This window comes from Nostoc sp. WHI (genome assembly GCF_015714725.1).
Taxonomy (GTDB): domain Bacteria; phylum Cyanobacteriota; class Cyanobacteriia; order Cyanobacteriales; family Nostocaceae; genus Nostoc.
Genome location: NZ_WBKM01000137.1, coordinates 17,077 through 34,182 on the forward strand (window position 1 = coordinate 17,077; position 17,106 = coordinate 34,182).

General features: G+C 40.7%; 10 protein-coding genes and 1 pseudogene. 10 read left to right on the plus strand and 1 reads right to left on the minus strand.

Annotated elements, in window-relative coordinates:
* The first annotated feature begins 39 nt into the window (after positions 1-39).
* From F8S12_RS13850 to F8S12_RS13875, 6 genes are all read left to right on the plus strand, one after another.
* Entirely contained in the window at positions 40-1,935 is a 1,896-nt protein-coding gene (locus tag F8S12_RS13850; RefSeq protein WP_196516843.1) for an AIPR family protein, read from the plus strand.
* Positions 1,936-1,937: 2 nt separating this feature from the next.
* Complete coding sequence (locus F8S12_RS13855) at positions 1,938-2,531, plus strand: hypothetical protein (protein WP_196516844.1); 594 nt, start codon at positions 1,938-1,940, stop codon at positions 2,529-2,531.
* A 21-nt stretch (positions 2,532-2,552) separates the two neighbouring features.
* The gene (locus F8S12_RS13860; RefSeq protein WP_196516845.1) at positions 2,553-4,193 is read left to right on the plus strand and encodes a site-specific DNA-methyltransferase; all 1,641 of its coding nucleotides are present in this window, start codon (positions 2,553-2,555) and stop codon (positions 4,191-4,193) included.
* Positions 4,193-6,895: a DEAD/DEAH box helicase gene (locus tag F8S12_RS13865; RefSeq protein WP_196516846.1), complete on the plus strand. Its 2,703-nt coding sequence runs from the start codon at positions 4,193-4,195 to the stop codon at positions 6,893-6,895. The genes F8S12_RS13860 and F8S12_RS13865 overlap by 1 nt, the downstream gene beginning before the upstream one ends.
* 21 nt (positions 6,896-6,916) lie before the next feature.
* Positions 6,917-7,807: an aspartoacylase gene (locus F8S12_RS13870; protein WP_196516847.1), complete on the plus strand. Its 891-nt coding sequence runs from the start codon at positions 6,917-6,919 to the stop codon at positions 7,805-7,807.
* A gap of 273 nt (positions 7,808-8,080) precedes the next feature.
* Positions 8,081-9,064, plus strand: a complete 984-nt coding sequence (locus F8S12_RS13875; protein ID WP_196516848.1) for a CHAD domain-containing protein — start codon at positions 8,081-8,083, stop codon at positions 9,062-9,064.
* A 29-nt stretch (positions 9,065-9,093) separates the two neighbouring features.
* Here the strand turns inward: F8S12_RS13875 and F8S12_RS13880 are convergent, their stop codons facing one another.
* Positions 9,094-9,267: a hypothetical protein gene (locus F8S12_RS13880; RefSeq protein WP_196516849.1), complete on the minus strand. Its 174-nt coding sequence runs from the start codon at positions 9,265-9,267 to the stop codon at positions 9,094-9,096.
* 555 nt (positions 9,268-9,822) lie between these two features.
* Between F8S12_RS13880 and F8S12_RS13885 the strand changes: the two genes are divergently transcribed.
* From F8S12_RS13885 to F8S12_RS13900, 4 genes and pseudogenes are all read left to right on the plus strand, one after another.
* Entirely contained in the window at positions 9,823-13,155 is a 3,333-nt protein-coding gene (locus F8S12_RS13885) for a calcium-binding protein (protein ID WP_196516850.1), read from the plus strand.
* 311 nt (positions 13,156-13,466) lie between these two features.
* Positions 13,467-15,068 (plus strand): B12-binding domain-containing radical SAM protein, encoded by a 1,602-nt coding sequence (locus tag F8S12_RS13890; protein ID WP_196516851.1) that lies wholly within the window; start codon positions 13,467-13,469, stop codon positions 15,066-15,068.
* Between the two features lie 144 nt (positions 15,069-15,212).
* Complete coding sequence (locus F8S12_RS13895) at positions 15,213-16,565, plus strand: histidine phosphatase family protein (protein WP_196516852.1); 1,353 nt, start codon at positions 15,213-15,215, stop codon at positions 16,563-16,565.
* A 157-nt stretch (positions 16,566-16,722) separates the two neighbouring features.
* Positions 16,723-17,106, plus strand: a pseudogene (locus F8S12_RS13900) (dihydroorotase); the annotation flags it as partial.

Below are 17,106 nucleotides of genomic sequence, written 5' to 3' on the forward strand. Positions count from 1 at the left end.
TAGTACTGAGCCGAGATACCAATACCTAATTATTGCGGGATGATGTATAAAAATTCAAATACTAGCGATCGCTCAATGCCTAAGCCAAATATCAATGCCCAAAAGACTCAAATCGTTGAGGTGCTAAAGCAGGATTATTTTCCGATGATCCCTCAACTTCAGCAAAAATGGACAGTAGATCAACATGAAAAAAATCGTTTGAGCCGTTCTTTGGCGGCATTTGCGATCGCCAACCTTGCTGATGTTACTCCGGCTCAAGCGGCTAACTCAATTATCAATGGAAAAAATGATGATGGGATTGACGCAGTTTATTTTGATCGGATTAAAAACTTGCTTTGGTTAGTGCAGGCTAAAGGGGGGAAAGCGCCAGACATGGGTGATAATAAAAAATTTTGTGATGGAATTCGGGATCTAGTACATAAACGGTTTCAAAAATTTAATGAGGGATTTTTCCGGCTACAGCAAGATGTTGAGGATGCTTTAGACACAAATACGCTAAAAATAGTTGGCTGTAATGTATATCTAGATGGAAGCCTTGGCTCTCATGTAGTTAATGATCTAAATCAGTTGAAGGAAGAACTGAATCAGTTTGATCACCGCTTTGAGTGGAGGGATCTAAATATTAGCCAGACTTATGCTTGGCTTACAGCAAAACAAGCGATGCCTACGGCGGGCTACGCCTACGCACCTGTTGATGTGTCCTTGACGCTGGAAAACTGGCATTGTCTAGATCAGCCTCGAAAAGCTTTTTATGGATTGGTGAAAGCTTCTGAACTTGCATCGCTATATCAGCAGCATGATAAGTTACTGTTTGAGAAAAATATCCGCTATTACCTTGGCACTGAGGATGTTAATTCAGCGATCGCTAATACTGTAGTCAATCAACCTGCTAAATTGTTTTATCTTAATAACGGATTAACGATTACTTGTTCAAACATTAGCTTACCACCTGGACACAATCAGCAATCCACTCGATTTGATTTACAGGGGTTTTCGATAGTCAATGGAGCGCAGACAGTTGGGGCGATCGCATCTGTCTTTAATACTAATGGCTCTATATCTCCTGATGCCAAGCTACTGGTTACAATCATTGAAGTAGGAACAGCAGCAGATAGTATTGGGGTAGAGATTACGAAAGCCAGGAATACGCAAAATACTGTGCGAGATGTTTATTTTGCGGCGTTAGATCCGAACCAAGAGCGTTTGCGTCAAGAGTTGATGATATCGAAAACCGTTTATCAATATCGGCCATCGGCGGATATTCAGGATGCGATCACGATTGAACAGGCAGCGATCGCACTTGCTTGTTTTAGCAGTAATACAGAAATAGTTGTTGCAGCAAAGAAAGAGATTAGTCAGCTTTATAAGCGCGAGTACCATTATTCGACACTCTTTAGTGAGCAGCTTTCAGGAGTTACGCTTTGTCGTTATGTCCGAATATTTCAATATCTTGATCAGATTTTTGCAGCTTCTGAAAAAGCCGAGACGGAAAATCGTCGAAAGATGTTCTATAAGCATGGTAGATTTTTTATTCTGGACATTCTATCAAGACGCTATAAACCTTTGCTCGATAAACCAGAAGTTGCTATATCTCAAGATGATCAGACTGAGCTTTCACGAATTACACTAGAGCTTGCTGAGTTAATTTATACTATTGCTGAATCTCTATTTGGCAATAACCAGAAGGGATATCTTGCTATTTTTAAAAGTTTAACAGATGTTGTGCCTTTAACGAGTGCAGTAATGCAAGAATTGGCTCGCAGAGATACTCAAGAGCGATTACGCAAAGAGTGTATGGAATTGAATATTAATTATTACTATAGCAGTCCTAAATCATTTGTGAAAATTCTATATCTCTTTCTTCTTTCTTCCCTTTGTGTCCTTGGCGTTCTTGGCGGTTCGTTTCCTTATTTATATTTTTCACGACTCATTTAGGATTGCTATATGCACAATTAGCTGTTCAAGATAACCAGAATAAAATTACACTTGAACAGGCGGTGATCGTTCTTGCTTGTTTTGTTGGTAATACAGAAATATTGGTTACAGTGAATAGAGAGAGTGGTAATTTTTACAAGCTTTCTGATAAAATGTTGTTTAATAATATGAGTTATTATGATATTTTGTTTAATAACTCGGTTTCAGGAATTAAACTTTGTCGCTATGTAAATATATTCCAATATCTTGACCAGATTTTTACGACTTCTGAACAAGATGTACAAGAAATTCGTAGAAAGTATTTCTATCAACATGGTAAATTTTTTATTCTATACATTCTGTCAAAACGCCATAAAGTTTTGTTTGATAAACCAGAAATTGCTATGTCTCAAGAGGATAAGGCAGAACTTTCACAAATTGGGTTAGAGCTTGCTGAATTTATTTATAATGTTGCAGAATCTCTATTTAGAAATGTCTATAAAGAATATAGGGATATTTTTAATAATTTAAACGATATTGAAAATTTAGATAGGGTAATACAAGAGCTAGAACGTGGAGACGCTCCGGCTGCAAATCCAAATATACCTACAGCTTAACTTTTGAGATAGAAATTAATTATGACTAAAAAGCAGAGACTCGAACTTACATGGATTGGTAAGGAAATTCGCCCGAAATTAGAGCCGCGAATTTTGTTGGAGGATGCTGAGAAGTCTTATCATGCTGCACATCGGGTAAGTGAAAACGATATTTTTGATAATCGCTTAATTTTTGGGGATAACTTGTTAGCTCTAAAGGCTTTAGAACAAGAATTTACAGGAAAAGTTAAATGTATCTTCATTGATCCTCCCTACAATACTGGATCAGCTTTTGAACATTATGATGATGGGGTTGAACATTCTATCTGGCTTGGCTTAATGAGGGATCGTCTAGAAAATTTACGTAATTTATTATCTGAAGATGGTTCGTTGTGGATCACAATTGATGATAACGAAGCACATTATTTAAAAGTAGTATGTGATGAAATTTTCGGACGTGCAAATTTCGTTGCAAATGTAATCTGGCAAAAGAAATATGCGGTTGCCAATGATCATAAAACTATTGCACCAATGCACGATCATATACTTGTTTATAGAAAGAGCGAAGCTTGGCAACGAAACCTTTTAACAAGAACAGAAGAAAAAGATCGCCAGTATCGATATACAGATGAGAAAGGAATTTTTCGTATCGATAACTACACGTGTAATAAAAGTGCTGAGGAAAGACCTAATCTTTACTACTCTATAATTCAACCTAATACCAAAGAAGAAATTTTTCCAAGTCGTACTAGAGTTTGGGCTTATTCTCAGGAAACCCACAAAAAACATCTTGAAGATGATCTAGTTTACTGGGGTAAGGATGGTTTATCCAAGACCCCATCTTACAAACGATATAAGCATTTGTTAAAAAATCAGGGAACTGTACCGCAAACACTTTGGTTACACGAATACGCAAGTCATACTGATGCTGCTCGAAAAGAAATTCGCGCTGTACTAGGTAGTTCTTCCATTGCAGATGATTTTATTACACCCAAGCCAGAAGGATTAATCCAACGAGTTCTAGAAATTACAACAAATTCTAATGATATAGTTCTCGATTCCTTCGCAGGTTCTGGCACAACAGGAGCAGTTGCCCACAAAATGGGAAGACGCTGGATCATGATCGAACTAGGCGAACATTGCCATACACATATTATTCCCAGACTCAAAAAAGTGATTGATGGCGAAGACAAAGGTGGTATCACCCAAGCAGTTAACTGGAAAGGTGGCGGCGGGTTTCGTTACTATCATCTTGCGCCATCACTACTAGAAAAAGATAAATGGGATAACTGGATTATCAATAAAACCTACAACTTCGCGATGTTAGCCGAAGCACTATGTAAAATTGAAGGTTTCACTTATGCACCATCAGATACCTTCTACTGGCAACATGGCTACTCCACCGAACGAGATTTTATTTATGTCACTACACAAAATCTCAGTCACGAAGAATTATCCAAACTTGCCGATGAAGTAGGACAAGAACACACCCTACTTGTTTTATGTAGCGCCTTTCGTGGCAAAGCCGATATATTCCCAAATCTCACCATCAAGAAAATTCCTAAACAAATACTTGCACGATGCGAATGGGGACACGACGATTACAGCCTCAAAATTGAAAACCTTCCCAAAGCACCCCAAAAAATCGGACAACTATCACTATTTGATATGGAAAACCTATAATGAATCAATTTGTTAATAATATTGCTAATCGTCTGAGTCTACGCCCACCTCAACGACAATCATTAGAAATTCTAGATCATATTTGTGAACTATTGCCTATTAATATTCAATCAAATATAGAAACAAGTTTAGCCGCAATCAGCAAAGAATTCCCAACTGTTACCGACTTTGAGCGCGAATTTCCTTCACTATGTTTCGCACTAGCAACAGGTGTTGGTAAAACGAGACTAATGGGAGCTTTTATTAGTTATTTACATCTAGCACATGGGATAAAGAATTTCTTCGTCCTAGCACCTAACCTAACCATTTATAACAAACTGATTACAGACTTCACTCCCAACACACCGAAGTATGTATTTACAGGCATCTCTGAATTTGCGATTAATTCACCAGACATTATTACAGGTGATAACTATGAAATGCGGGCGCGAACGATTTTAGACGAACAGATTCCATGCAAAATCAATATTTTTAATATCTCAAAAATCAACTCTGAAGTACGCGGTGGCAGAAGCCCAAAAATCAAACGACTATCAGAATATATTGGCGAAAGCTATTTTGATTACCTATCCGAGTTAAAAGACTTAGTAATTTTAATGGATGAATCTCACCGCTATCGAGCCACAGCAGGAGTTCGCACCATCAACGAATTAAAACCACTAATAGGATTAGAATTAACAGCCACACCTTCCATAGAGACTAGTAAGCAGCCTGTAAATTTTAAAAACGTTATCTATAACTATCGCCTTGGACGCGCTATCGCCGATGGATTTGTTAAAGATCCTGCCGTCGTCACCCGCAAAGACTTTAATCCTGCGTCCTTGTCAGCAGAAGCGATTGAGCGAATGAAGCTAGAAGACGGAATCTATCTGCACGAAAATATTAAAGCTGAATTAGAAACATATAGCCTCCAAACTGAAAAGCCAATTATCAAGCCATTTATGCTTGTCATTGCCCGTGATATCACCCATGCCACACAACTCGTAGAACTGATTAAATCTGATGAATTTTCAGAAGGTTATTATAAAGATAAAGTCATTCAAGTTGATTCTAGTAAAACAGGCGCTCAAGAAGATGAAATGGTAGAGCGACTGCTGAAAGTAGAACATAGGGATGAACCAACTGAGATAGTTATTCATGTGAATATGCTCAAAGAAGGCTGGGATGTTACCAACCTCTATACAATTGTTCCTTTAAGAGCCGCAAATTCTAAAATCTTGATCGAACAATCAATTGGGCGCGGCTTACGTTTACCTTATGGTAAGCGCACAGGTGTAGCCATCGTTGATCGCCTGAATATTGTTGCCCATGATAAATTTCAAGAAATTGTAGATGAAGCAAAACGCCCAGAATCACAAATTCGATTGCAACAAATTATCCTCACACCTGAAGATTTACAACAAAGAACAAAAACGGTAGTTTCACAGTCGAAACTAGCTCAAAATTTAGGAATTCCGACTCAACAAACTATAAACTTGCCTGAAACAGAAATCAAAGATAGTCAACCACCCATATTTGAATCGCCAATAGAACAAAAAATCGCACAGCTTACTTACCAAGAAATTCAGAAGCTTGAGAATCACCCTGAAGAAGTACCAACCACAGCATACCTCTCATCACCCAAAGTTCAGGCAATGGTGCGCGAAGCAGTGGCTAGAGAATATCAGCCTGAACAATTGGAAATAGAAGGCGTAATTGCACCACCAAATATTGAAGCGATTGTTGCTAAGACAACTCATTTAGTAATCCAGCAAAGCATTGACATTCCCCAAATTCTTGTCATTCCCAAAGGAGAAGTACGATCAGGTTTCAGGTCTTTTGCCCTAGATATAACAAGCTTAAATTATCCCGTTCCATCCAAAGAAGAATTACATATTCAATCTCTAGCGACTAATGAATCTGCATCTATAGAAATAAAAAAAACAAACTTTCAAGAGTCTCGGTTAGAAAACTATATTCTCAAAAGTTTAGTGAATTTTGATGATATTTGCTATGACGAACACGCCGATTTACTCTATGATCTAGCTGGTCAAGTAGTAAGTTATTATCTCACACAATTCTCTGAGGATGATGCACGCAGTATTTTACGTTATTACCAACGTGACATCGCCAATTCTGTCCATAGCCAAATGCAAAAACATTTCTGGGAAGAGACATCGGGTTACGAAGTCAAAATCAGTAAAGGTTTTACAACCCTAAAAGATAGCGCCTATACCACAAATGCGAATGACTCACTCGATTATCGGTATTCGCCACCAGATAAAAGTAATATGTCCAAATACCTGTTTACAGGCTTCTCTAAATGCCTCTATCCAGAACAGAAGTTTCAATCCGAAGGAGAGAGGGTTTTATCTATAATTTTAGAACGAGATGCAATTAAATGGCTTAAACCTGCAAGAGGACAATTTCAAATTTATTATAAATGGGATGGAGATTACCTAGAATATCAACCCGATTTTGTTGCAGAGACAGAAGAGGTAATCTATATGCTTGAACCTAAAAATCGAAATGAAATAGACGATCCTCAAGTCCTTGCCAAAAAGGATGTAGCAGTTGAATGGTGTCAAAATGCTTCTGACTATATGCTAAATCACGGTGGGAAACCTTGGGTTTATGTCTTGATTCCCCATGATGCGATCGCCCAAAATATGACACTCAAAGGACTAGCTGATCGCTTTCACATTCTCAATAACTTAAGGTAGTTTTTTAAATATGAGGTTGTTATGAGTCAGATTGAACGAGTTGCGATCGTTGGAGGAAACCACGGTAATGAGTTAACAGGAGTACATCTAGTTAAAAAGTTTCAGCAATATCCTAATTTAATCAACAGAGCAAGTTTTGAAACTTTGGCATTACTCGGCAATCTCAAAGCTATTGAAGAAGGAAAACGATACATTGACAAGGATTTAAATCGTTGCTTCACCAATCAAGGCTTACAAAATCCCCAACTTTCAAGTTATGAAGATATGCGGGCAAAAGCAATTCAACAGATACTACAACCACAAAACCAGCGCTTCGTGGACGTAATTGTTGATTTACACAGCACAACTGCCAATATGGGGTTAAGTCTGATTTTTTCTGATATGCATCCTTTCTTACTTCGGTTAGGTGCTTATCTAAGTTCAATAAATCCTTTGGTGAAAGTCTGTGTTAATCAGCAATCTAGAGAAAATGGTTTTCTCCGTTCTCTGTGTGAATTGGGTTTTGTTATAGAAATTGGTGCTGTGTCCCAGAATGTCTTAAACGCTGAACTTTTTCAGAAAACGGAACAGCTTATTTATGCAACTTTAGACTATTTTCAACAGTATAACCAAGGTAACATTCCCCAGATAAATAGCAAACTTACACTTTATAAATACCTTGGAACTATTGATTATCCTAGAAGCGATAGCGGTGAGATTCAAGCCATGATTCACCCTCACCTTCAGTTTCGAGATTATGAACCTCTTAACCCAGGCGATCCAATATTTGTAACTTTTGCAGGAAAAGATATTTTATATGAGGGAGCATCTACTGTTTATCCTATTTTTATTAATGAAGCAGCTTACTACGAGAAAGGAATTGCGATGTATCTAACTCAAAAGCAACAAGAGGTACTTTTTGAACCTCAGTAAGTAATCAGCGATCGCCTCCTAATTGAAGTTGTTTAAAATTATCTACAAAAGTCAATAAAACTTGATTAAGCAAGTGCGAGTTTGGCATTTTAAATTATCTTTGCTGTTAATACCTTTGATAGGTATTGCATGTTTTTATAATAAAATGCAACTATCAATGGTTATAAGAATACTTTACGTTCCTCATTCAATAAAACAATATCAAAACTGGATGCAACTTTTTAACTAATGTTATTATGCAATAACCTGATTAGGTAGTCATTAAGATAAATTATGAAATTAGCCACACAACCCACGGTAAAAACTCTAGGGGACTACGCCTACCAAGCGATTCAAAAACACTTTAAGAAAACCTTGAAGTGGGAAAAATCAGTAAAGAAAGATGAAGATCCAGAAGCGCTGCACCAAATGCGGGTGGGAATGCGTCGCCTACGCACGGCTGTAACTCGGTTTGGGCTAGCGGTGGATGTGTCCAAACCAGTCAGCGATAAAAATATCGGTAAAATAGCCCGTCGTCTTGGTAGTCTGCGAGATTTAGACGTACTTAAAGAAAGTTTGGAAAACAATTACAAACCAAATTTACCCCGCAAAGAACAGGAATCTCTGCAAACAGCTTTCACAGCTTTGGCTAAACAACGTGAAGATGTACTATCGAGTGTACAGAAAACGTTAAAGAATGAATCTTATAAGTCTCTAAAAGACTCATTGGATAAGTGGTTAGAGAAACCCAATTATCAACCTTTCGCATCTTTTACCATTCAACAAGTGCTACCAGACTTACTGTTACCAGAAGTGAGTAACTTCTTACTGCATCCGGGTTGGCTAGTTGGCACTCAATTTGTGGACTCAGAAGTTAAAATCCAGAAAAACTGGGAACCAGAAAAGATAGAACAACAATTGATCACAGAAGGCAAAATTCTTCATAGTTTACGAAAAGAAGCTAAACGTGTACGCTACCAGATGGAGTTATTTACTGACTTGTATGGCGAGTCTTACGCAGCTTATATTACAGAAGTGAAAACTATCCAAGAAATTTTGGGTACGATGCAAGATAGTGTGGTTTTAGCTGAGTGCCTTGCAGATATCTTTAAGTCAGAAATTCAGACTCAGTTGCCCACTCTTGCTAATTTGCTAACCGAAAATCGTTATCAGTCGTGGCGGCAGTGGCAACCCTTGCAAGAACGGTATCTGAAAACTGAAACCAAGCATAGCTTTCATTTAACAATACTGCATCCGCTTTCAGGAGTAATAAATTAAAAGTTACTCTTGGTTCTGCAAGGATTGGACTAAGGAGCAGACAATTGAATAGGAGCTTCTAGCGACAAAACATAAACACTACGCTCAAGAATCTGTATAACACGGATATTTTCGGCAGAACGCAAGCCGGGAATTAATTCAACAGCGTCTACTAGGATTGCTCCACGCTCAAATTGCGATCGCCTTTGCTGAAAAAAGCCCAAAGTGTTTCCAATACCCTTGGTTTAAGATCCTCCCGCTTCCGGCGATCGCTTAAAAAAGGGCGTAAAAGAGATATTAGCCCCACTTTTTAAGGGGGGTTGGGGGGATCTCCGAACACTAAATATCTATAGATAACCTTTAATTGCTTGGCATTGAGCTTCATTAGCGTTTGCTCTATCCAAACTATTAGTGCTATTGTTCCAGTCTATCAATGTGAAGAATATGCAAAGATATTTGTTGAAATATAGACATCTAAGTAAATATCCTGTATTTGATTATTATCCAGTTATTTAAATGTTCCCTATTTTCAAGCTAGACACCCAAGAGTAATAGGACTTACGCAAAACTACACGGGATAGGGGCAATTAATGAATTGCCCCTACCTAAAAATCAGGGTTTCAGCTATTGTTTGCGTAAGTCCTAAGTAATAATCCCCAACAAAGACATAAGAAAATTGTTGAGCCTTAAGGCTTACATGGAAGTGTGCTAAAAGCATCAACTTTCGGTTAATTCTTTATGTCCCAAAACAGCACTAACACTTGAAAACGGAGACAGTTATGGCAAATATCGTTGGAACCAACGGAAATGATACCTTACTGGGTAGTAAGAGCGCCGACACAATTAACGGTCTAACGGGTAACGACACCTTAATTGGTGGTGGTGGCAAGGATAGATTTGTTTACGACTTGGATGACGGAACTGATACCATCACTGATTTTGGTGGCATAGCTAAAGGCACAAACCCAACAGCAGCAGTCATTGCCGAAGTAGATACCCTTGTATTCCAAGGCTATAACTTTATTGCCCAAAATCTGCTGCTAACACAGCAGGGTAACAATCTAGAAATCACTTTTGAAGGAGCGTCTGACAGCAAAGTCATTCTAGAAAACTTTGCCTTGGAAAACCTGGATAACCTCCGCAAATCGACAGGAGCCAGTGTAGACTCAGGCAACATTCTGTTTGATGAGCAAACCAGCATTCAAGACAGCTTTGATATCTTTAATGCCAACTCCACCCGAAGCACTGTCTTCAATAAAAACACAGTTACCTTTCTGAACGACCTGAACAACAATGTCAACGGCTTTAACAACTCAGATGATGTGATCAATGGTCAGGGGGGTAATGACAAAATTGACGGTAAGAGTGGCAACGATACGCTGCGTGGTGGTGTAGGTAATGATACTCTTATTGGTGGTGCAGGTGATGACTTTCTATTTGGTGGTACGGGTGATGACTCCTTAAATGGTGGTACGGGCAATGATCAGCTTTATGGTGGTGTAGGCAACAATACCCTCAAGGGTGGCTTTGGTAATGATTACTTGAATGTTGAATCTTCAACAGGCAATAATTTCCTCTCTGGTGGCGATGGCAATGATATTTTCTCTGCCTCTGGCTACTACAATTACGACAATGAGACTGTTTATTATACCTCTGGCAATAACACACTCAAAGGAGATGCGGGGAGTGACTACCTTAGCATTAGCTTCTCTAGTGGCAACAATACCGTTTCAGGCGGAGATGGGAATGATAATATTTACGCATCTGAACTCCAAGGTACAAATACCCTCAATGGAGGGGATGGCAATGATTCCTTCAATTTGTACTCCGTATTTACTGCTCCCTCTCCCTTAGTTACTCAAACGGTAGATGGAGGAACAGGTGAAGATTATTTGTTTAACAGTTATAGGGATGCTACCGAGGGAATCATTTGGACTTTCGATGCTACTACTAACATTGGCTCAATTACGGTGGGCACTAATCGGGTTAACTACAAAAATATCGAACAATTAAATATCACAGGTACAGCCTACTATGACAACATTGTGGGGAGCAATGGCAACGATACGCTCGACGGGGGCACCAGTGGCGACGATACGATTCTTGGTGGTACTGGTAACGATTACTTGAATTATTCACCAAATTCTACTCAAGTGAATTTAACAGGTGATAATCTGCTCTCTGGTGGCGATGGCAATGATATTCTATCTGCCTCTGGCTCCAGCTATAGCTTCCGTGACGAGTTCGAGTTCGAGATCATTGATTATACCTCTGGCAATAGCACTCTTGACGGTGGTGCTGGTGATGATCGCTTGGATGCTCGGATTTCAACAGGTGATAACCTTCTCTCTGGGGGCGATGGTAGCGATCGCTTGTATGCTAACATTTCAACAGGTGATAATCTGCTGAATGGTGACGATGGCAATGATTATCTCTCTGCCTCTGGCTACGACTTCGATAACATATATTATGAAGCCTCTGGTAATAGTACCCTCAACGGTGGCGCTGGTGACGATTCTTTGAATGCTAGCACTTCAACAGGTGATAATCTGCTGAATGGTGACGATGGCAATGATTATCTCTTTGCCTCTGGTGTGTCTGGCAATAACACCCTTAATGGAGGGGATGGCAACGATTTCTTAAATTTATACTCTTTATCTGCTGCTTCCTCTTCCTTGGTGACTCAAACGATAGACGGGGGGACGGGTGACGATTTGTTGACCCTCGAAGTCAGTGCCACCGGAGGAATTACTTCGACTTTCAATGCTACCACTAACGTTAGCTCGATTACAGCAGGTACGAATGTAGTTAACTACAAGAATATCGAAAGATTAAATATCACAGGTACAGCCTACGATGACAATATTGTGGGAGGCAATGGCAACGATACGCTTAATCCGGGCAGTGGTGGCAATGACACAATAGATGGAGGAGCAGGTAATGATTTGTTGAGCGTCAATCTCAGCAATGCTACCGGGGGAATCACTTCGACAGATTTCAATGCCACTACTAACATTGTCTCAATTACAGTAGGCACGAATCTAATTAACTACAAAAATATTGAACGATTAATTATCTCAGGTACAGCCTACGATGATTATATTGTAGGGAACAACGGCAATGAAACGCTCTCCGGGGGCAGTAGTGGCAGTGATACGATTCTTGGGGTTGAAGGTGACGATTACTTAAGAGCTAGCTCTTCAGGTAATAGCACTCTTAACGGTGGCGCTGGTGACGATTACTTAAGAGCTAGCTCTTCAGGTAATAGCACTCTTAACGGTGGCGCTGGTGACGATCGCTTAGAAGCTAACCTTTCAACAGGCGATAACCTACTGTTTGGAGACGAAGGTAATGATTCTGTCTCTGCCTCCGGCTACTTCTCTAACTACGAGGACTACGGAGGCCGCTACGGTCCTGGGCCAGCATATTATTATGAAACTTCTGGCAATAACACCCTTAACGGTGGCACTGGTGACGATCGCCTGAGTGTTGACTATTCAACAGGCGATAACCTGCTCAATGGAGGTGATGGCAATGATTCTCTCTTTGCCTCTGGTTACGAAATAGACCAAATTTATGGAGTCTATCGTAGGGCATTAGGAAATAACACCCTCAACGGTGGCGCTGGTGACGATCGCCTGAGTGTTGACTATTCAGCAGGCGATAACCTGCTTTCTGGTGACGATGGCAATGATTATCTCTCCGCCTTTGCTGCCTCTGGTAATAACACCCTCAACGGCGGTGATGGGAATGATACCATCTCTGGTGGTAATGGAAATGATACCCTTTATGGAGAAGATGGTATTGATAGCTTTGCTTTTAATAGTTTCAATGAAGGCGTAGATACTCTTTATGACTTCAACGCGACTAACGAATTTATTCAGGTATCGGCTGCCGGTTTTGGTGGCGATTTATCACCAGGTTCACTTTCAGATAGTCAGTTTACACTTGGAATATCTGCAACAGCGATCGCTCAACGATTCATCTATGACAACGTTACAGGTGTAGTGTATTTTGATCAAGATGGCAGTGCAGATGCATTTACTCAGGTACAATTTGCACAACTATCTGCTGGAGTATCACTAACCAAAAATAATTTTGTGGTTGTCTAATTGTGATTAGCGCTTGATTCTGACTCTACCACGCAATACGGTTCGGATAAGGCTCAATCTCCCCAACTCCCCTTAAAAAAGGGGGATATTAAGGACTATGCATCTTAACCAAACCGTATTGTCTACACATGGACTGCGAAGTGCTATTTTAAGCACCTCGCATTTTATTTATCAATGCAATTAGAGCGGCAATAAAACCATTGCTACACGTCAACACATTCATTGAGCAATTTTGAGCTACTTTCTGATCGGAAAACCAGCTTTACATGAACTCAACCAGCAACTAAAATGAAGGTTTATAAGTATCAAATATGAATGTTTTACTTTTATACCCCCGTTTTCCAAAAAGTTTTTGGTCTTTTGAAAAAACACTGGCTTTATTAGACCGTAAAGCCATGCTACCGCCTTTAGGCTTGGTGACTGTAGCCGCGATTTTACCCCAAGAATGGCAGTTCAAGCTAGTAGATCGAAATATTCGCCTCTGTACGGAAGCAGAATGGGCTTGGGCAGATTTAGTTATTATGTCGGCGATGATTGTGCAGAAAGAGGATTTGCTCTCTCAGATATTGGAGGCAAAGCAGAGAGGGAAACGTGTCGCTGTGGGTGGCCCCTTCCCGACAGCGCTACCGGGTGAAATGACATCCGCCGGAGCAGATTATTTGATATTAGACGAAGGAGAAATTACCCTACCCTTATTTGTAGCAGCGATCGCACGGGGCGATCAAACAGGCATATTTCGCTCTGACGGTGAAAAACCAGATGTTAGCAATACTCCGATTCCTCGCTTTGACCTGCTAGAATTTGATGCCTATGCGGAGATGTCGGTGCAATTTTCCCGTGGATGTCCCTTTCAGTGTGAATTCTGCGACATTATTGTGCTTTACGGTCGCAAACCCCGCACCAAAAACCCAGAGCAACTATTAGCAGAACTTGATTACCTGTATAAACTGGGTTGGCGGCGCAGTATTTTTATGGTGGATGACAACTTCATCGGCAATAAGCGGAATGTCAAATTATTTTTGAAGTCCCTTGTGCCCTGGATGGTAGAACATAACTATCCCTTTTCCTTTGCCACAGAGGCTTCAGTTGATTTAGCCCAAGATCAAGAACTGATGGATTTGATGGTAACGTGTAATTTTGGAGCCGTTTTTCTGGGAATTGAAACCCCCGACGAAGAAAGTCTCGCCTTTACTCAGAAATACCAAAATACACGAGACTCGCTCACTGAAGCGGTGCATAAGATTACCCGCTCAGGGCTGCGAGTCATGGCAGGCTTTATCATTGGGTTTGATGGTGAGAAAGCCGGAGCAGGCGGACGAATTGTCAAGTTTGTCGAGCAAACAGCAATTCCTACAGCCTTATTTAGTATGCTGCAAGCGCTTCCAGATACAGCCCTCTGGCATAGATTAGAAAAGGAAGGACGACTCCAGAGCAAATCTGCCAACATCAACCAAACCACGTTGATGAACTTTGTACCAACTCGACCTTTAGAAGACATTGCTCAAGAATATGTGCAAGCATTCTGGGATTTGTATGAGCCAGAGCGGTTTTTGGAGCGTACATACAAACACTTCCGTCTTTTGGGCGAAGCAACCTACCCGAAAAAAGGCAAAGGTGCTAAGAAACCATTGAACTGGAAAGTACTCCGGGCGTTGATGATCATTTGCTGGCGGCAGGGTGTACGTCGTCAGACGCGCTGGCAATTCTGGCGCAACTTATGGAATATGTATCAGCATAATCGGGGTGGGGTGAGTAGCTACTTAGCCGTTTGTGCCCAAATTGAGCATTTCGTGGAGTATCGCCAGATTGTCCGGGATGAAATTGAGGCTCAAGTGGCTGAATTTTTAGAAGCAAAAGCTAGGGTGAAACCTGAAGCAGCAGTGATGGAAGTGTCAGGAAGCTTACACAAATAGCTTAGTATCAAGCCTGGAAAATCTCGTCTCCAGGTTTTACACGCTTGCTCTAAGTAATTATTTTTCAATCCACCTTCCTTAGTAGATAATTCTGCAATCATTTTGCAGTAAAATTAATCGTCTAGATAGAGGAGGGCAAGACGGATGACCCGTGTCATCATTGTGCGCCACGGTCAAAGCGGTTATAACACCGAGCGGCGTATTCAAGGGCGCACTGATGCGTCAACATTAACCGAAAAAGGTCGTAACGATGCCAGTAAACTAGGCAAAGCCCTCAGTAATATTTTATTTAATGCGATTTACAGCAGTCCCCTGCAACGAGCAAAACACACAGCAGATATCATCCATAGTGAGCTAGCTACTCATCCAGGAAAGTCTGCTGTACTCCAAGTTTCTGATTTGCTGCTGGAAATTGATTTACCTTTGTGGCAAGCAATGCTCACTGCTGAAGTAAAGCAGGAGTTTGCCGAAGACTACCGCACTTGGCACGAACGCCCTCATGAGCTGCGGATGCTGCTTAATGATGGAGAGGGAACAAGAGAACATTTTCCCGTCCTTGCTTTATACGAACAAGCACGGCAGTTTTGGCAAGAAATTTTGTCTCACCATCAAGGCGAAACCATTCTCATCGTGGGACATAATGGTATCAATCGCGCCCTCATTAGCACGGCGCTATCCATTCCCCCAAGCCGCTACCATTCAATACAGCAATCTAACTGTGGCATCACTGTACTAAATTTTTCTGGAGGATTGGGGGAACCAGTCCAACTAGAGTCGTTGAATCAGACGCAACATATCGGGGAAAGTCTACCCTCATTGCGACCAGATCATCAAGGAATACGGTTGTTGCTGGTGCGTCATGGAGAAACAGAGTGGAATCGCCAAACCAGGTTTCAGGGACAAATTGATGTCCCCCTTAACGACAACGGTAGACAACAGTCGCAAAAAGCAGGCGAATTTCTCCAAGAGGTAGGAATTGATTTTGCCGTAAGTAGCTCAATGCTACGTCCTAAAGAAACAGCAGAAATTATCTTAAAACACCATCCAAATGTAAAGTTGGAATTACAAAATGATTTAAGAGAAATCAGCCACGGACTTTGGGAAGGAAAATTAGAAGCAGAGATAGAGCAGGAGTTTCCCGGAGAGTTGCAGCGCTGGCGGCTAATCCCAGCCGAAGTGCAAATGCCTGAAGGGGAAAATTTGCAACAAGTATGGGAACGCAGCGTTGCAGCTTGGCAATCAATTGTGCAAGCTGCATCAATCAATCAATTCAAAACTGTATTAGTAGTAGCTCATGATGCTACTAATAAAACTTTGCTTTGTCACATTCTTGGTTTATCGCTGGAAAATTTCTGGAATTTCCGTCAAGGTAACGGTGCTGTTAGTGTTATCGACTATCCTGCTGGAATAAATGGTTTACCAGTATTACAAGCGATGAACATCACCACTCACTTGGGTGGAGGCGTATTAGATAAAACAGCAGCAGGGGCATTGTAATAAAGTTAGGAGTTAGGAGTTAGGAGTTAGGAGTGAAAAGTTAAGAGTGAGGAATAAAGTTAGAAGTAATGAGCGAGGAACAAATAATTCATATAACTTTTAATTCATAACTCCTAACTCCTAACTAAAAATTTCTAACTCATAACTAAAAACTTTTATGACTGAACTGCTGCAACAAGTACGGCTGATTGACCCGGTTTGTGAAACCGACGAACTATTTGATGTGCTGATTGCTGATGGTTATATCCAAGCAATGGCCTCGCACATTTCTGACATCAGTTCTGATATTCAAATCAGAGATTGTCGGGGATTAGTTCTTGGTACTGGTTTAGTAGATTTGTATAGCCACTCCGGCGAACCGGGGTTTGAAGAACGGGAAACCCTCTTGTCTCTCTTGCAATCTGCTGCTGCTGGCGGCTTTACCAGACTTAGCATTTTACCCGATACATCCCCAGTTATTGATAACCCTGCGCTTGTGGCACAGTTGCAAAATAGGAGAGAGGGACAAGGGAGACAAAGGGACAATTTTTCTCCCCTGCTC